The organism is Chitinophaga sp. LS1 (assembly GCF_034274695.1).
In the GTDB taxonomy this organism is placed as follows: domain Bacteria; phylum Bacteroidota; class Bacteroidia; order Chitinophagales; family Chitinophagaceae; genus Chitinophaga.
The window spans coordinates 5,901,208-5,919,890 of the sequence record NZ_CP128362.1 but is presented as its reverse complement, the minus strand read 5'-3'; the positions used below and the strand labels follow the sequence as shown (position 1 = coordinate 5,919,890).

The following is an 18,683-nucleotide window of genomic DNA, read 5'->3' as shown; positions in this document are numbered from 1 at the left end:
TACAAATATATAAATAGAACTGCTCGCTTGTATCGGCAGAATTATACACTATTTGTAGGCGCCATCAGACCCGAAGAATACGGGACAGTTCTGTGCAGGAAGACACCATTTCCTGGTTGTGCATGCAAATATACAAAAATTATTCAAACGTTTGTTTAGCAAAACCAGCCACGAACGTGTGATCCATGTGATTAAAATATTTTTTACCTTCAGAATCTCTACAGAATCTTTTTTTTGTTTTGTAGTATATATTCAACATTACGTTACTACCGCTAATCTGTATTGGATGAAAGTGAATTCTTTATGCCTACAACTGTTATTGCCGTTCGTTATAATAACCGGGGCCCACGCCCAACAAATTACAGTCGACTCGGCTGCTATACAAGTTAAAAAGGATACGTCCTTTTTAAAGCTCTTCAGGGGAACAAAAAAATATCAATGCTCCATCGCCAGCGTAGTTGTACCGGCAGCTATGCTTGGCTATGGAATCGCTACTTTTGAATACGGACCGCTCCGTAGCCTCGATCATACCACCAAAAACGAAATCAGGGAGGATAATTCTACTTTCCATACCAAAGTAGACGACTGGTTGCGATATACACCGGCACTGAGCGTATACGCACTGAATGCAATGGGCATCCAGGGTGCACATAATTTCCGTGACCGGACTATCATTCTCGGTATTTCCAGCCTCCTGATGATGGGAACCGTAGGTGGGGTGAAAACATTATCTCACCGGCAGCGTCCGGATGGAAGTACTTTTAACTCCTTTCCTTCCGGTCATACCGCCACTTCATTTATGGGAGCAGAATTTATGAGACAGGAGTACAAAGATGTCAGTCCGTGGTATGGGGTCTATGGATATGCTGTAGCGACTGCCACCGGCGTACTTCGTATGTATAATAACCGCCACTGGCTCAGCGATGTTGTAGCAGGGGCTGGTCTCGGTATATTAAGTGCAAAGGCTGCTTATTGGGTATTCCCGAAAATGGAAAAGGTTTGGGCTAAGAAAGAGGGCAAAAATAGTATGCATCCTATTGCGATGCCTACTTACAGCCCGGATACGAAATCTGTTGGGATAAGTGTGGTGTTCTTTCCGGGTAGTTAAATGCGATTGGGGAGCTGAAGCCCATGAGCCTTTTATCCTTACGGGTATCTAAACAGGTACTATCAGCCACAAGCCTTGTAGCTTTACAGGTTTTCTAAAAATAATCCAGGTGCTACCAGCCCATGAGCCAGTAACAAAATTTCTTCCTTAGAGTTAGAAATTTACCTGCATACACCAGACAAACAACTTAGTCGTTTCAAATCCGCCAATAATCCAAAAAACAAAAGGGAGCCACTGTCAGGCCCCCTTTTTTCTTTTCTCATCAGCGATATCTTTCTGATCATACTCACTCTCGTCATATCCTTCCAGCAAGTGGTTCTGATCATCATCATAATCCTTTTTTGCGGTTGTCTTTGCTTTTGGCGCCACTTCTACATTTTCTCTCTTCACTTCTTTAATCTTCCGCTTCAGGTTTGTTGATTTTTTCATAATACACCTTTTAGGAAGTATATCACAAAAATGCTGCCTACCTGATATTCATCCCCCAACCTGTTGATCATTTCCTTCCTGACATACATCTCTGGCTATTCATCCCCAACTTGTTGATCTTCTCCTTCCTGACATACATCTCCTCCTATTCACTTCCTACCTGTTGATCATCTCCTTCCTGACATACATCTCCTCCTATTCACTTCCAACCTGTTAATCATCTCCTTCCTGACATACATCTCTGGCTATTCATCCCCAACTTGTTGATCTTCTCCTTCCTGACATACATCTCCTCCTATTCACTTCCTACCTGTTGATCATCTCCTTCCTGACATACATCTCCTCCTATTCACTTCCTACCTGTTAATCATCTCCTTCCTGACATACACCTCCTCCTATTCATCCCCAACCTGTTAATCATTTCCTTCCTGACATACACCTCCTCCTATTCATCCCCAACCTGTTAATCATTTCCTTCCTGACATACATCTCCTCCTATTCACTTCCTACCTGTTAATCATCTCCTTCCTGACATACACCTCCTCCTATTCATCCCCAACCTGTTAATCATTTCCTTCCTGACATACACCTCCTCCTATTCATCCCCAACCTGTTAATCATTTCCTTCCTGACATACATCTCCTGCTATTCATCCCCAACCTGTTAATCATCTCCTCCCTGACATACATCTCCTGCTATTCACTTCCTACCCGTTGATCATTTCCTTCCTGACATACATCTCCTCCTATTCATCCCCAACCTGTTAATCATCTCCTGCTATTCATCTCATACATAACAACACTTCTTATTGTCATCCCAATACCGCCGATGAGCCCACTAATCAATACTCGTATTCTCCTTTATATCATCCGTAGCCGGTGCAATCACCTTATCCCCCGCCTGCAGCGAACCAAACACTTCCGTAGAATCATTGTGATGATTCCCCTCCTGCACATCTACCCAATGTGTAATCCCACTCCTCACCGCAATCACATACTTCTTTTCTGTAGAAGTTACGATCGCCGTAGCAGGCACGACCATCGCCTGTCGGCTCCCACTCACCGGAATCGTAATCTCTGCATACATCCCCGGTTTCAAGGTATGATTCGGATTATATACATCCACTTCCACCGCCTCTGAACGGAAACGATCATTTAATGACCCCGCCTGACGACTAATGCTACCTGTAAACTCCTTGCCTGGCAAAGCATTTACACGGAATGTAACGTTCTGCCCATCTGTCAGCTGTGCACTATAAATTTCTGGTACCTGTACGATCAGACGCAAACGATCTTCCTGCTCCAACATCAGCATAGGCCGGCCATCAATACTGGTCGTAGGCCCCACCAGTGCACCCGGGTGTACATTACGCTCGGTGATCACCCCATCAAAAGGAGCTGTCACCTGCAGATAACTCCTCGTTGCTTCCAGTGCCCTGAAATTCGCCAGCTGACTATTCACAATAGCACTATCCGCCATCATTTTTGCCCCGGACACTTCCAGATCATGTGGAGAAATTGTACCCGGTGTAGCACTTACTGCCATCGTACGTTCGTAGTTATCTTTCGATGCAGCATAGTCTGCTTTTGCCTGCAACCATTTCGCCTGTGCCGCATAGTATTGCTGTATCACCTCCGGTGCATCCAGCTCCAGCAGCATCTGTCCTTTCCTCACCACAGATCCTCTATCTACCATTACACTCTTCACAAATCCATTTGCACGTGGATAGATACTCACTTTCTGATAAGCATCCAGTACAGCAGGCAGCTGGATACTGGATGATAACGGCTCTTGTACCACCGTTGAAAAAGTATATTGACTACCGTGATGATTCTCTTCTTTCTTCTTTTTCGATGCAGCCTCCCGGCAAGCTGCCAGCATGGTGACTGCGGTACATATGATAACGATTCTATGTTGATTATTCATGGTCTGTAGTTTAGTGTTTTGTAATTGTAGTTTGCATCATGTGTGCTGTAGTTTTAGTTTGCGCTGAGTGTTATTCACTTCCCTCCGGCATCAGCGAAACCGCCTCAAAAGTCGTCCTGCGTTGCATACGCGCATACACCAATGGCAATATGAATAACGCTGCTATCGTAGAAGCAATCAATCCTCCAATCACCGCTCTCCCCAAAGGCGCCGTCTGATCTCCTGACTCCCCCATACCAGATGCCATCGGTACCATACCCGCGATCATAGCAAGACTCGTCATCAAAATCGGACGCAAACGAATTCCCGCACTCACAATCCCCGCCTTATACGCATCCCTGTAATCAATACGCAACTTCTCTGCATTCGTTACTATCAGGATCGCATTCGCTACAGATACACCTGTAGACATGATCATCCCCATATAAGATTGCAAATTCAGTGTAGACCCTGTAAGCAACAACATCAGCAGTGCTCCTGCTATTACCGCTGGCACCGTCACCAATACCACAAAGCTCAGTCTGAACGACTGATAATTAGCCGCCAGCAAAAGGAAGATCACCAGGACCGCCAGCATTAACCCATTCTGCAAACCATTCAATGTATCTGTCAGCAAACTCGAACTACCCTGTACATCCGCTATCAGACCACGTGGCGGAGGTCCCATCTCATCGATCTCATGCTGCACCGCTTTAGTCGCAGCCCCCAGATCAATGTTGGATATATTCGCACTCACCGTCAGGTAACGACGGGGACCAGAACGATCATATTCCCCCGGCACTTCGCTGGTACTAAAACTCGCCACATCTCCCAATACAGGTCTCGCCTGCCCGCGTACCAGTGGAATCTCCTGCAGGTCACTGATCGCCTGCATACTATATTCCGGGATCTGCACCTGCACCTGATACGTGTAAGCACCTTTCTCATCCAGCCACTGGTTCTTTTCAGAGAACCGGCTACTGGATGTAGACGCCGTTACAGAGCGGGCTACCTGATACACATTCAATCCCATCTGCGCCACTTTGAACCTGTCTACATTGATCTTGATCACAGGATAATGTAGGGGTTGTACTATCTGCACATCACGCAAAAACGAAATATTCTTCAATCTGTTCGTAAGCGTAGTCGCATACTTCTGGATCTGCTGCATATCCTTGCCTGCTACTCTTACTTCAATCGGTGTTGAAGCACCCTGCGCCATGATCTTCTCCGTCATATCGATCGGCTCAAATGATAACCGCAATTGCGGAAACTTCGCTGTTATCCGCTCACGCAACGTATCTTTCAGCGCTTCTATGTTTACTTTATAATCCTCATTCAGGTTCACCTGCAATACAGCTTCGTGTGTACCTGCATTAAATACATACAGGTTACTGGAACCATAGCTGGAAGGGATCAGACCTACATAAGCAGAACTGATTTCCACATTACCATCCGTGACCTGATCAATGATGTTAAGCACCTGGTGTACCTTTTCTTCTGTTCTTTCCAGTCGGGTACCATCTGGCTCTTTGATACGGAGCTGGAATTGTCCTGTATTAATATGTGGCATCAGGTCTTTACCAATCACCACATAGGCAGTACCTGCTGCGCCAAAGGCAATTACTAAATACAACCCGATCACCAATGATGAACGTTTTCCAAGCCCTTCCAACACCCGCATAAACCACGCTTTGAATTTCTCAAAGCCACTCAGTTTTTCAGGATGCGATTGCTGCTCCTGCATATGATCATTCACTTCTTTCACCTCTTCCTTATCCAATGCCAGCCCCGCATGTGCATGCTGGTACTTCTCCGCCCTGAGCCACCAGTTGGAAATAACAGGTACCAATGTCTGCGCTATAAAGAACGAGGCAATCATTGCAAAACCAATGGACAACGACAGTGGCAGGAACATGGCCTTCGGCACACCCGACATTATAAAGGAAGGCGCAAACACGGCGAGGATACACAACAGGATCAACAGCAAAGGAAACGCGATCTCTTCACAAGCCTCATATATCGCCTGCTTCTTTGGCTTGCCCATTTCCAGGTGCTGGTGAATATTCTCAATCGTCACCGTGGCCTGATCCACGAGTACCCCGATGGCCAGCGCCAATCCAGACAATGTCATCAGGTTAATGGTTTGTCCGGTGAGATATAAACCAAACACCGCAGACAATATTGCTATAGGTATCGTGATCACTACAACCATACAACTCCTTAAATCACGCAGAAAGAGCAATACCATCAGGCCTGTTAGTATCGCACCCAGTATACCTTCTGTCATCAGGCCTTTCACAGCATTGATCACGGCTACTGACTGGTCAAATTCATAGGTGATTTTTGTATCTTCCGGCAAGAGATTCTGCATCTCCGGCAACTTTGCTTTCAGTTGTTTTACCACTTCCCAGGTAGACGCATCCGGGGTCTTTACAACCGGCATGTATACAGAACGTTTTCCATTCACCAGTGCATAATCCACCGTTACATCCGCACCATCTGATACCGTCGCTATATCCTTTACAAACACAGTGGAGTTACCATTTGTCGCTATAGGAATATCTCCAAAATCAGTCACCTGTTCTTCCAGTGAGTTGATGGTAGTGAGGAACATTTTATTATTAATACGGATATTTCCTGAAGGGCTCATCGCATTGTTACGCGCAATGGCTTCCACCACCTGATCCGCACTCAGATTGTAACTACGCAGCCTGTCAGGATTTACGTTCACGACTACAGAACGGGCATTCGCACCAAATGGTGGCGAGGCAGACAAACCCGGTACGGTGGCAAACATCGGCCTGATACGGGTGGTCGCCATATCGTAAATATCTTTCAGCGGACGTGTCTGAGAACTGAATACCAGTTCACCCACAGGCAGTGAAGACGCATCGAAACGAATGACCTGTGGCGGTGCAGCACCCGGAGGAAAGAAGTTCATAGCACGGCTTACCTGCAGCGCTACCTGTGCCGAAGCCTCCCCCATGTCAGTACCTTCGTAAAAGGTGAGCTTGATCATGCTGAGACCCTGGATATTTTTACTGCTGATATTTTTAATACCATTCACATACAGAAACTGATCCTGTAAGCGGGTGGCAAAGAAACCTTCCATCTGCTGGGCAGACATACCTCCATATGGTTCTATCACATAAATGGTCGGCTGGTTCAGCTTCGGGAAGATATCGATGGGAATATTGATAACTGCCAGTATAGAAAAAAGGAACACGCCCAGTGTCAGTACGACAACCGAGATTGGCTTTTTTAAGGCAGTAGAGACTAATGACATATGTTACATTTTAGGTGTAGCCCTCTTAAGAGGGTGATAAAAATTTTGGCCTTCTCAGGGCGGAAATAAAAGTTTCACATTCTCAATACTGAATCAGGAGTTTCTTTCTTCTCAGACCAGAATAAAACCTTTCACTTCTCAACCCGAAATCAAAAGTTCTCCCTTCTCACAACATTAAAACCCTTCCCCTCTTCAATTCGAAAATGCGTCTTATTCCACCCTCGCCGCTTCCAGCTGCTGTACCAGCACTTGTATTGAATTCGTCGCAAACGCCTCCATAAAAAGCGATTGCCATGCATCATGGCGCGTCTGTATCAGATCATTCTCCGCACGGTTCAACACATACAGTGCATTCGTCACATCAATAATATTCGTCAACCCACCCTTATACAACGCCATTTTCTGAGCCGCCGCCGCTCTTGCCGCATTCAGCTGTGCCGGCATTTCATTCAATTTGTCTACCGCCGTGTGAATATTCACCCTGGCCTGATTCAGCTGGTTATCCAGCAGCGCATGCGAAGATTCGAGCTGATTGGCCGCAGCCCGGGTACGTACATATTGCTCTCTCATTTTATCCCTTGTATGAAAAATGTCTGTCACATTATAAGTGATCCCGATCCCTGCCAGGTAGTTGTAACGATTGTACCCAAAACCACTGGCTAAATTCTGGTACTCATCATTGCTATTAATACTGGAACCTCTGGCCCATCCCGCCGCCAGCACCATCACTTTTGGCATAGCCGTTTTACGGATCACCTGTTCGTGTTTTTGATTTTGTGTAAGCAGCGCATTGTAATAAACCAGTGCCGGATGTGTTTGCTCTACGGTAGCCGTATCGGACTGAGCCAGCAATATCTGCGGCAATCCTTTGTCATACAGGGTATCCGGTACAATGGCCGTGCTGTCCAGACCTGTCAGACTGGCCAGGTGCATGCGCACCTTATTATATCCATTCTGGAAATCGATATAGTTCAGCCTGGCTTTTGACAGCTCTGCTGCTGCAATTGCACTATCCACCCCCGGTTTCAAACCATGCAATACAATCGAAGTCACCGCCTTTGACACAGATCTTGTACGTTCTATATTGTCTGCCTGAATACGCATCAGGTTATAATATTCTAACATAGACAGGTAGTCCTGGATCACTGACACAGTCAGATCGTTTGCCGTGATACCGGCATCGGCACCTGCTACCTGTTGTTGTTGCCTGGCTTCGTCCTTCCGTACTTTGTACAGCCCGAAGTTGTAGACCTCCCATTGCAATTGTGCCATACCTACATTGCCGGATACCGCCTGTAAGCTGTTGGCATCCCGGATACCGCCGGATGTAGAAGGAATAATGCTCATGGGAAAATAAGAACCATACACACCATTGTCAGTGCCCACGGTGGCTTCTTCCACCAGTTTCAGGTTAGGCCACCATTCATGCTTTACATCAGTTGTGTGCGCGGCCGCTGCATTGGAGATGGTATTCTTGACCTTCAGTGAAGGATAATTCTGCAGGGTCATATCAATGGCCTGCTTCAATGGTAATGTTTGTGCAAAGCAATGCGTGCCTATGCCAGCCAACAGGCATAGCAAAACCGCACATCGCCTTACAGTAATGTTCACATACATAACTGCGCGAAATGTTAATGCGCTGCAATAGCGCGTCAATAAGTAATTAAAGGAAATGCGTTATATGGAAATTATGCCATTGGAGGCCCTCGCCAGTCGCTGAGCGAAACGGAAACACTGATGATAGATGCAGCGAATCCTTTGTAGTGGGGATGTATATAAACAAACAGTGGCTTGATCCTGATACTGGAAACGATCAGGAAAAATTCATTAAAATCAATCAACCCACGGTTGCGTAAATTGAATTTATTGCCAGTAGCTGCCTTGTAATGCTGATTCCTGCAAAGGGAATGAAAATGACTGGTAGTAGTATAACTGAGTAACTGCGGCTGATCATGCGGAGAAGTGTATTCCCCGGATATTCCCCCGTATACGAACGGAAGAAATATGCATGATAATATAAGGATGAGCCTTTGCAGCTGTTTCAATTGAGACCTGATTTAGAATATGCAAGATATTTATTACATTTTAATTATAATAATCTCTCATCAAGTTTTAAGCAAATTATAATATAGCCTGTACTATTGAAAGCCCTTATATTTGCCCAATGAATTGCCTTATTGTAGACGACAATAAGCTGGCCCGCACTGCAATGAAACAATTGGCCAGCCACGTTGAACAACTGCATGTACTGGGCGAATGTGCCAGTGCCATCGAAGCCTATAATGTACTGCAAAAAGAAAAAGTAGACCTGCTCCTCCTCGACATCGAAATGCCGGGCATGAGCGGATTGGAACTAACCCGTAACCTGGGTAAGAAAGGTCCGATCATCATCTTTACCACTGTCAAGAAAGATTATGCCGTAGAAGCATTTGAACTGAACGTTGCAGACTACCTAATCAAACCGGTAAGTCCTGCCCGTTTCATTCAGGCCATCGACAAGGCGAAGGAGATCTGTGAAAGCACGGTACAGGAAGTCCAGAGCACAGACAATGAATTTGTCTTTATCCGGGACAATGGGGTGCTCAAAAGGATCCGCATAGATGAGATCCTCTACCTCGAAGCCATGGGCGATTATGTAAAACTACATACCGTTCAGAAGTTTCACGCCATCCATACCACCCTCAAAGCGGTAGAAGAGAAACTGCCCGCCGGCAAATTTATGCGTGTGCATCGCTCCTACATAGTGGCGCTGGACAAAATAGAGTCGATTGAAGACGGTACCATCATCATACATAAAAACGCTGTACCCGTGGCAGATGCCTACAGATCAGCGCTTAACAGTAAATTGAACCTGTTGTAAATACCTCCACCGACAGTTTTTCCTTTTTGACCGACGGCTAATGCCTGTTAACCCAAATCGAAATGACAGGTGGTCATCCCGGATGTACCTTTAGGTCATCAAACAAATTGATCACAAATAATAAAAACAACTGTCATGAAAAAGATAACAATGCTGATGGCCGCTGCCATGATGCTGGTAGGTACCGCCACTTTTGCAAACAACACTGTTAATACTGCAAAAGCTACAAAGACTGCTCAACAGGCTGAAAAACCTGCTACTGAAAAGAAGGCGCACAAAGGTCATAAGAAACATCACCACAAGAAAGCAGCAGGTGCAGCAGCTAAGCCAGCTCCAGCTACCAAATAGTTTTTTAGTGGACATCTTTACAATACGATCGCTTCTGCCCAAGGCAGAAGCGATCGTTTGTGGAGAAAAATTGTACCTTGTATCATCAACGATATATGCAGCCTAAACATCTGAAATACTATTTACTTGGCGTGTTTATTTCAGGGATGATCCTGTTTATAGTACTCCAGTTCAATTCCTCGCAGAACATCCGCAAGCTGATCTCAGGAAATGAACAGTTGCTGAATGAACTGAACGTAAAGAATGAGCTGCAAAAACTCCAGACCAGTATAGCAAGGACCGACAGTAAAGTAAGAGGTACCGTTATCTCCCAGGATACATTGAATATTACCGGCATAGAAGCCGACGTAGCCCTTATCAAAGCCGACCTCAACGAAATTAATAAGCTCGTCATCAGCGACAGTACAGAGAAACTGCTGACCCAGCTAAACTACCTGGTAGAAGAAAAAAACCGTTTCAACGTCACCGTACTCGACTCTTTTTATACACACGGCAAATGGTCTGCTGAACGACTCATCAACGCACAGAAAGGAAAACGCCTTGGCGAAGCCATCGGCGTTATTTTGCATCAACTGGACAGTACCCGGCAGACAGAAGTAAACCGTACCGTACGACTCATCGATACCAGCGGACAGCGTGCGCAAAACTGGGGCTCGGTCATGATGATCTTTGCCTGCATCAGCAGCCTGCTCGCTTTTTTATATATTACCACACGCATTCATAAACAGGAACAACTCATCGAAGCACTGGACAAATCACAGCAACAGGAAAAGAAACTGGCTGCTATCAAAGAACAGTTCCTCGCTAACATGAGCCATGAGATCCGAACGCCCATGAATGCCGTACTTGGTTTTACACACCTGCTACAACAGCAACCCCTGAATGAAAAAGGAAGGGAATATGTCGCCGCCATCGAAAATGCCGGCGAAAACCTGTTGGAAATCATCAACGACATTCTCGATATTTCTAAAATAGAATCAGGCATGATGCGGCTGGAACCAGTCTCGTTCAGCCTGCGCGGGGTATTGCACGGCGTGCAGACCATGTTCCGCCTGAAAGCTGAAGAGAAGAAACTGGCCTTTAATGTAACCATCGATGACAATGTACCTGATATTCTGTACGGCGATGTCGTTCGGCTTACACAGGTATTGGTGAACCTCGCTAACAACGCGATCAAGTTCACCAACCAGGGGCATGTAAATATCATGATCAATCGGCTGGGAGAAAATGAACACACAGTACGTGTACTGTTTGCAGTGAGTGATACCGGTATTGGCATTGCCCCCGATAAACTACCCGCTATCTTTGACCGCTTTAACCAGGCAGAAGCCGATACGACCCGTAAATATGGTGGTACCGGCCTGGGATTGACCATCGTAAAACAACTGGTAGAACTGCAACATGGCGCACTCACCGTAGAAAGTGAACCCGGCAAAGGCAGCACCTTTATGGTAGAACTACCTTATGCACACGGAGAATTACTGCCTGAAAACGGGGAATCCATTAATGAGAATTTTTTCTCTTCTCTGCATGCAGATGTAAAACTGCTGGTAGCAGAAGACAATAAAATGAATCAGGACCTGCTGAAACACCTGCTGGGCAACCGGCAGCTGCATTATCAACTGGTCACAAACGGACAGGATGTGCTAAATGCCCTGACCAAAGGACATTATGATATGGTGCTGATGGATATCCAGATGCCGGAGATGGATGGGTACACCGCTGCCCGCAAAATCAGGCAGGAACTGCATTCCAACATTCCCATCATTGCCATGACAGCACATGCTATGGCTGGGGAAAGGGAGAAATGCCTGCAGGCAGGGATGAATGAATACCTCTCTAAACCGATCCGGGAAGAAGAATTATTCAGATTGATCCAGATCTTTACGGGTAAGTTCAGTCCTCCTGAGGTACATACTGCCCTTAACGGCCATTTCCAACCGCATGACGGACCTTTGGTACAATTACAATATCTGAAGACGCTGAGTAAGGGAGATACGGAATTTGAGCATGCTATGCTGCAACAATTCGTGACACAATTACCTGAAGATCTCGGGGCATTGAAAAAAGCCATTCAGGCTGAGGATGTGGCGGCCATCCGGAGTACGGCGCATAACCTGAAGACAACCATTTCCTTTATCGGATTGGATGGTATTTTATATCCTATTTTGGACCCATTGGAGTCACTGGACCCTAACTCCTATCAGCCCGCGCTGGTAGCAGAAAAATTTGCCACACTGCGCGAGCTGAGTCTGAAGGCCATGGAAGAAACCATGGCTATCCTGTTATAGATGATTTTAACCTTTCCATCAGGGGTAATATCTCCACGATTACGATCCCGCACCATCCGGCCAGCAAGAAATTTTAACTGCAAAACAGGGTAATATCTCCCTCCATATAGTCACAGGTAAGCTTAGCTCCCTGTTTATCGTCTATTGTCTTATGAAGCCACGCCTGACCAGGTCTTGCTCGTACCATCGTAGGTGACATGAGCCAGGTAACGGTAAGTCCTGTTTTGATTAGGTATAGCATCAAAGGAACGCTCCTGTATAATATATAAGGAGAGCAAAATAGCAATGGTGAGGCCCATAGCCAGACCAAAGATATTTAAGACGCTAAACAGCCTGTTATGAGCCAGATTGAGCCAGGCAATTTTAATGGAATTTGTAATCATAGTCATGTGGAAAATGGCGTGTAATAAGTATCACGAACTACGCCAAAATCACAAACTACTGATATACAAAAGATTGAAAACGGGTACTACAGGAAAAGTATTCAACTTCGAACACCTGTTGTAATAATGCGAACACGTTAACACCCAATTTCCCTTTTTCAACGACACTTCGGCCTCATTCACCGAAACCGAAGGTTAAAGCGGGTCTATCAGGCTTAATTTTACGTCAGAAACTACAAACAAACAATTCAAAATTATTTAAAAACAAAGATCATGAACATCAAGAAAAGTCTTATTGTAGCTGCAGTATTTATGAGTGTTAGCGCTATCACTTTTGCACAGACTCCAGCTGCAAAACCAGCTAAGAAAGAAAAAGCAAAAACTGAAAAGCCAGCTGCTGACACTACAAAAGCTCACAAAGCACACAAAGCAGCTGCTACTGCAACTCCTAAAAAAGGTGCATAATCTAGCCAAGACACAAAAAGTCTTTCAGGGAGCTGGCCTTAGGGCCAGCTTTTTGTATTTTATAGCTATCCTAAAGTTAGATTAATTTGCGTGATGCAAAGGGAACGGGGTAATTTGCCTAATACAATGTCTTATCTCCCTTCGCCTGCCAGTCCTGAAATACTTTAATCGCAGCAGCAGAAGGAAATGCAATAAACGGGATACGCTTGTCTTCGTGGGCTATTCCTATTTCGTTGTAAATAAAAGAATCGTCGAAATCAATAGCAGCTGCATCTTCTTTTGTGTTCGCAAAGTACACGCGTTGCGGGCGGGCCCAGTAAATAGCGCCAAGACACATGGGGCAGGGTTCGCAGGAAGTGTAGATTTCACAGTCGTGCAATTGGAAGGTGCCCAGATGCTCACAGGCATCCCGAATAGCACTTACTTCTGCATGAGCAGTGGGGTCGTTGGTACAGAGCACCTTGTTCCAGCCACGTCCTACTATTTCATCACCACGTACTACAATTGCGCCAAATGGTCCTCCGTCGCCATGCTCCATGCCTTCGCGGGATAAATTTATCGCAATGGACATGAAGTGTTTTTCTCTTTCTCCTATCATAATGTTATTCGCATTTTAACCAAATTTACTGAAAATAAACCAGCATTTTTTTTACTGGCAGCTCACACTGTCCGCAAAAAATTTTGTGCGCACGCGTTTGAATGGCAAGGCGCAAAACCCTTTGAGTGCGCACGTTTTATTTACAAGGCGCGAAAATCGCCCTGCCATTCAAACGCATGCACCATTCAAACGCTGGTAGCATTGGATAATAGCTGGTACCATTAGATAATAAATACCAGCCAAAAAAAACCCGGGCAAAGAATTGCCCGGGTATTCGTAACTGTATATCGTCGTATTTGAATAAACTTATAATCTCTTACACTTAAGCCGTAACCGTCACCTGATTCCTGATCACCACTACCCCATCAAACACATCTACCAGCACAGGCTTACTCTTATCAATATCTCCCGCCAGTATCTTCTTACTCAACAAATTGATAATCTCCTTCTGTATCAATCTCTTCAACGGCCTCGCACCAAACGTAGGGTCATAACCCTGCACCGCCAGGTACTCAAGTGCATAGTCAGAGAATTCCAATATCATGCCATTCTGTGCTACCATCTCTTTCAACTGCTGCAACTGAATGTTAATTATTCCCTTAATTTCACTTCTTAACAACGGCTGGAACATAATCACCTCATCCACACGGTTTAAGAACTCCGGCCTGATGGTCTGCTTTAACAGATTCATCACTTCCGCCTTTGTTCCATCTACCACACTCTCCCTGTTCCGCTCATCGATCTTCTCAAAATTCTCCTGGATAATATGACTACCCATATTGCTCGTCATGATGATAATAGTGTTCTTAAAGTTCACCACACGGCCCTTATTATCGGTCAACCGTCCATCATCCAGCACCTGCAACAGGATATTGAATACATCCGGATGCGCTTTCTCTATTTCATCCAGCAATACTACGGAATATGGCTTACGTCTCACCGCTTCGGTCAACTGACCTCCTTCATCATATCCCACATATCCCGGAGGCGCTCCTACCAGTCTGCTTACCGCATGTTTCTCCTGGTATTCACTCATATCTATCCGCGTCATCATGTTGTCATCGTCGAACAGGTATTCTGCCAGTGCCTTTGCCAACTCAGTCTTACCCACCCCGGTGGTACCCAGGAAGATAAAGGAACCGATCGGCTTCTTAGGATCCTGCAACCCTGCACGGCTACGACGAATGGCATCGGATACCGCGATAATCGCTTCTTCCTGTCCTACCACCCGTTTGTGCAATTCATCTTCCAGTTTCAGTAATTTATCCCTTTCACTCTGCATCATCCGGTGTACCGGAATACCCGTCGCTTTCGCCACATTTTCTGCTATATCTTCTGCATCTACTTCTTCCTTCAGCAAGCGCTTGTGGTCAGTAGACATTTCATTCAGTTCTGCGGTATATTTCTCAATCAGCTCTTCCTGCTCTTTCACTTTACCATACCGGATCTCTGCCACACGTCCATATTCTCCGTTCCTTTCTGCCTGCTCTGCTTCCTGCTTCAGGTTTTCAATCGCAGCCTTTGCATTCTGCAGTTTGTCTACCACCTCTTTCTCTTCCTGCCACTTTGCCTTGAAAGTACTCCGCTGCTCACCCAGTCTGGCGATTTCACCATTCAGTTCCCGCAGTTTATCTTCATCATTCTCTCTCTTGATCGCTTCTCTCTCTATTTCCAGCTGACGGATCCTTCTTTCCAGTTCATCCAGCTCTTCCGGCATAGAGTTCATTTCCAGCCTTAATTTCGCCGCACTCTCATCGATCAGGTCAATTGCCTTATCAGGCAGGAAACGGTCTGTAATGTACCTGTGAGACAATTCTACGGCTGCAATGATCGCCTCATCCTTAATCAGTACATGGTGATGGCTTTCGTAACGCTCTTTCAAACCACGCAGAATGGAAATCGCATCTTCTACTCCAGGCTCATTGACCATTACTTTCTGGAAACGACGTTCCAGGGCCTTATCTTTTTCAAAATATTTCTGGTATTCATTCAGGGTGGTGGCACCTATTGCGCGCAATTCACCACGGGCCAAAGCTGGTTTCAGGATGTTCGCTGCGTCCATTGCACCTTCCATCGCACCGGCACCTACCAGGGTATGGATCTCATCGATAAAGAGGATCAGCTGTCCATCGCTCTCAGTTACTTCCTTGATCACCGCTTTCAGCCTTTCTTCGAATTCACCCCTGTATTTGGCACCTGCCATCAGGCTACCCATATCCAGTGCATAGATGATCTTTGACTTCAGGTTGTCTGGCACGTCACCATTGATAATACGGTGTGCCAGCCCTTCTACGATCGCAGTTTTACCTACACCCGGTTCACCTACTAAGATCGGGTTGTTTTTAGACCTGCGTGACAGGATGTGCAGGGTACGCCTGATCTCCTCGTCACGACCAATCACAGGATCCAGTTTCCCGGCCTGTGCAAGTTCGTTCAGGTTCTTCGCATATTTCTGCAACGAGTTAAACTGGGTATCAGCAGTCTGTGAATTGACAGTACTTCCTTTTCTCAGTTCGGTGATCGCAGCTTTCAGTCCTTTCTCGGTCAGGCCTGCATCTTTCAGCACCTTGGCAGTGTCATCGCTGCCACCCAGCAGTCCGAGCAACAGGTGCTCTACGCTTACAAACTCGTCTTTAAATTCTTTGATGCTGGAGCCCGCTCTCAGCATAGCATTATTTGCATCACGGCTTAGAACCTGTCCGGCATCGCCGCTTGCTTTTGCGTATTTATTAATCTGGTCATCTACTTTAGACGCCAGGAAATTAGTATTGACATTGTTTTTCTTCAACAGGTAATCTATCGCACTATCCTCATCATTAAGCAATGCCTTCAGCAAATGCCCTGTTTCGATGGCCTGCTGCTGGTTATTAAACGCCAGCTGTTGGGCCTTTTGCAGTATTTCCTGCGATTTAATGGTGAAATTGTTCAAATTCATATCGTTATAATTTCTCCGTTTAGTGTTTTCATGCGTTTCACATGCAAAAAATATACATCAAAACGTGCTCCAAGTCTGCGAATGCGATATTTTGGCATAAAAAAATGCCCGGGACTGCTCTTTTAACAGCTTCCCGGGCATTCGACTGCTATTATTACAGGTTTATTGCTTCACAAGCACGATTTTCGCCCTGTCTGCTTTGTAAACCATATTATTAAACGCCGCAAAGTTGACCCACTCACTGGCTGGAAAGACTCCCGCCTTATGGCAGTAACTCCGGATATAGATGACCTGGTTGTCTTTTACCTGTATGTTAGAAGTATACTCCCCAAAGTTACTCTTCAGGATCACAGGCTGAGGCACGGACTCTGATGTATAGCCTGCCGGAATATTAATCACAACAGTATCTACATTTTTATAAGGAGAATAGACATTTACTGTTGAAACCCGGGGCTCCGTTGTTTCCTGTTTTGAACCAGCCTTGCTCAGTAAATTTGGCTCCAGGAACATCCGCTTCCCACTCACCGTTGCATAGTTATGTGCATTGATTTCCATCTCTTCGTCCATCGCGGGCACTAATCCCGCTATTTCTTTCGCCTCGTATTTATTTACATCATAACTGGGCATCAGGCGATCTTTGCGTAACCACTCCATAATTTTGTCATGAGAAAGGGCGTGATTCATGCCATGTGCATAGTCTTGTTGCAGCGCAGTAGAATGCGTATTGATTTTCACCAGCATATCGCCTGTCTCTGAAACTGTCGCTGTAATACGACGAACTTTCACATTCTGATCCATAGTATATGCCGGGGTGCGTACCAGTTTGCTACCCTGGTCTGCAATCACCAGCACCGGTCTGTTGGCAGTAAAACTACTCAGGTAACCCGCAGGCAGCGTATTGTTTGTACATTCCAGCCAGGTGGTATCACCATTGCCGGGTACGCAGGCGATCATGTGGTTAAACTGGGTAGACGGGAAATCCTCGACCAGTTCTAAATTCGTATCACCTGCCCGCACCAGCACAGAATTGGCCGGTACACCTGCTTCTTTCAGCAGGGCTACCATGTAATTGGACAATGCTTTACAATCGCCGTATCCTTTTGTTGCCACCGAATTGGCATCAAATGTCTGCCACCCACCTATACCCAGTACAATCAGGATATAATGGGTATGCTGCTGTAAATAGCGGTAAAGAATAGCTACTTTCTCTTTTTGAGACTTGCCATCTGTCAGGTCATGTACCGTCTGCTTCACATTATCAGGCAGCACATCACGACCCTGATTGAGGGTGTAAATAAAGTGCCCCAGTTCTTCCCAGCTATTCATATTACCTTTAAAATCCTGCATTTCAAAGTTGGAAGGCGCCAGCATCACCGTGGTCGTTCTGTCATAAGATTCCGGAATATAATCTTCTTCCGGCATTGCCACCATACCTTTTACTTCCCAGGTATAGGTCAGGTTTTCCTTCCCCCTTGTAACTACAGGCTCCCCATTATAATGGAAGGACTTATAGCGCAGTTTATAATCGGGCGGCACGCTTACTGTCAGTTTTGCCTGCTCTACCGCATAGTTTTCATTTCCCTGTGGCGTCCAGTCAGGCAGGTAAAAGGCGTGGTTATATTTTACCTCAGTCTCTACCTCTATCGTATAAGGATACACTTTCCAACTAAAGCGGTAGACTTTATAACGGGTATCTGACATCAGGGCCTCATCGCCTACCCCACTCACATCAGTGATATCATTTTGCCTGATTTTGGATAACTCCACCCCTTCTGCACTTAACAGGCGGCCTTTGATAGACCGCACATCTTTTAGTTTACTATAATCCTCGTAGATGCTGGCGTATCGATCGCCTTTGGCATCCAGTATAGTCAGTACATAATGCCTGGTCACACGTACTTCACCGGGATTTACCAACCGTACCGTTAATTCTTCCATGCGCTTTACAACATGGGCTTTTTCTTTCAGGTTCGCGGGTATAGCGGATACCGGATACTCCGGATCCTTTGCCTGCGATGGTAACAGGTATCCCATGAGTAACAGGGCCAGTCCAATTGATTTATTAAACATGG

14 protein-coding genes and 1 riboswitch are annotated in these 18,683 nt (G+C 45.8%); of the genes, 5 read left to right on the top strand and 9 right to left on the bottom strand.

Going from position 1 to position 18,683, the window contains the following annotated elements; all coding sequences use genetic code 11:
• Nucleotides 1-48: 48 nt before the first annotated feature.
• Nucleotides 49-122: riboswitch (Fluoride riboswitch) on the bottom strand.
• A gap of 164 nt (nt 123-286) precedes the next feature.
• Complete coding sequence (locus QQL36_RS24440; RefSeq protein WP_321567096.1) at nt 287-1,108, top strand: phosphatase PAP2 family protein; 822 nt, start codon at nt 287-289, stop codon at nt 1,106-1,108.
• A 237-nt stretch (nt 1,109-1,345) separates the two neighbouring features.
• On the opposite strand, the gene QQL36_RS24435 is transcribed toward QQL36_RS24440, so the two are convergent.
• The 5 genes from QQL36_RS24435 to QQL36_RS24415 all read right to left on the bottom strand — a co-directional run bounded on the left by QQL36_RS24435 (nt 1,346) and on the right by QQL36_RS24415 (nt 8,776).
• Nucleotides 1,346-1,537, bottom strand: coding sequence for a hypothetical protein (locus QQL36_RS24435; protein WP_321567095.1), 192 nt, complete (start codon nt 1,535-1,537; stop codon nt 1,346-1,348).
• Nucleotides 1,538-2,374: 837 nt separating this feature from the next.
• Nucleotides 2,375-3,463, bottom strand: a complete 1,089-nt coding sequence (locus tag QQL36_RS24430) for an efflux RND transporter periplasmic adaptor subunit (RefSeq protein ID WP_083723076.1) — start codon at nt 3,461-3,463, stop codon at nt 2,375-2,377.
• 70 nt (nt 3,464-3,533) lie between these two features.
• Nucleotides 3,534-6,731: an efflux RND transporter permease subunit gene (locus QQL36_RS24425; RefSeq protein ID WP_321567094.1), complete on the bottom strand. Its 3,198-nt coding sequence runs from the start codon at nt 6,729-6,731 to the stop codon at nt 3,534-3,536.
• A gap of 210 nt (nt 6,732-6,941) precedes the next feature.
• Nucleotides 6,942-8,348 (bottom strand): TolC family protein, encoded by a 1,407-nt coding sequence (locus QQL36_RS24420; protein WP_321567093.1) that lies wholly within the window; start codon nt 8,346-8,348, stop codon nt 6,942-6,944.
• A 71-nt stretch (nt 8,349-8,419) separates the two neighbouring features.
• Nucleotides 8,420-8,776 carry a hypothetical protein gene (locus tag QQL36_RS24415; protein ID WP_143708844.1) on the bottom strand — a complete coding sequence of 119 codons (357 nt, stop codon included), beginning with the start codon at nt 8,774-8,776 and terminating at the stop codon, nt 8,420-8,422.
• 119 nt (nt 8,777-8,895) lie between these two features.
• Between QQL36_RS24415 and QQL36_RS24410 the strand changes: the two genes are divergently transcribed.
• The 3 genes from QQL36_RS24410 (at nt 8,896) to QQL36_RS24400 (ending at nt 12,230) form a co-directional block, all read left to right on the top strand.
• Entirely contained in the window at nt 8,896-9,591 is a 696-nt protein-coding gene (locus tag QQL36_RS24410) for a LytR/AlgR family response regulator transcription factor (RefSeq protein ID WP_083723073.1), read from the top strand.
• 135 nt (nt 9,592-9,726) lie between these two features.
• Nucleotides 9,727-9,939, top strand: a complete 213-nt coding sequence (locus QQL36_RS24405) for a hypothetical protein (protein ID WP_321567092.1) — start codon at nt 9,727-9,729, stop codon at nt 9,937-9,939.
• A gap of 95 nt (nt 9,940-10,034) precedes the next feature.
• Nucleotides 10,035-12,230: an ATP-binding protein gene (locus QQL36_RS24400; RefSeq protein ID WP_321567091.1), complete on the top strand. Its 2,196-nt coding sequence runs from the start codon at nt 10,035-10,037 to the stop codon at nt 12,228-12,230.
• Nucleotides 12,231-12,379: 149 nt separating this feature from the next.
• On the opposite strand, the gene QQL36_RS24395 is transcribed toward QQL36_RS24400, so the two are convergent.
• Nucleotides 12,380-12,619, bottom strand: a complete 240-nt coding sequence (locus tag QQL36_RS24395; protein ID WP_083723070.1) for a hypothetical protein — start codon at nt 12,617-12,619, stop codon at nt 12,380-12,382.
• A 267-nt stretch (nt 12,620-12,886) separates the two neighbouring features.
• Here QQL36_RS24395 and QQL36_RS24390 point away from each other — a divergent pair, with 267 nt between their 5' ends.
• Nucleotides 12,887-13,078, top strand: coding sequence for a hypothetical protein (locus tag QQL36_RS24390; protein ID WP_083723069.1), 192 nt, complete (start codon nt 12,887-12,889; stop codon nt 13,076-13,078).
• A gap of 118 nt (nt 13,079-13,196) precedes the next feature.
• On the opposite strand, the gene QQL36_RS24385 is transcribed toward QQL36_RS24390, so the two are convergent.
• From QQL36_RS24385 to QQL36_RS24375, 3 genes are all read right to left on the bottom strand, one after another.
• On the bottom strand, nt 13,197-13,676 hold the full coding sequence (locus tag QQL36_RS24385; protein ID WP_321567090.1) for a nucleoside deaminase: 480 nt from the start codon (nt 13,674-13,676) through the stop codon (nt 13,197-13,199).
• Between the two features lie 322 nt (nt 13,677-13,998).
• Complete coding sequence (clpB, locus tag QQL36_RS24380; RefSeq protein WP_321567089.1) at nt 13,999-16,611, bottom strand: ATP-dependent chaperone ClpB; 2,613 nt, start codon at nt 16,609-16,611, stop codon at nt 13,999-14,001.
• 162 nt (nt 16,612-16,773) lie between these two features.
• Complete coding sequence (locus QQL36_RS24375; RefSeq protein WP_321567088.1) at nt 16,774-18,681, bottom strand: DUF3857 domain-containing transglutaminase family protein; 1,908 nt, start codon at nt 18,679-18,681, stop codon at nt 16,774-16,776.
• Between the last annotated feature and the right edge of the window lie 2 nt (nt 18,682-18,683).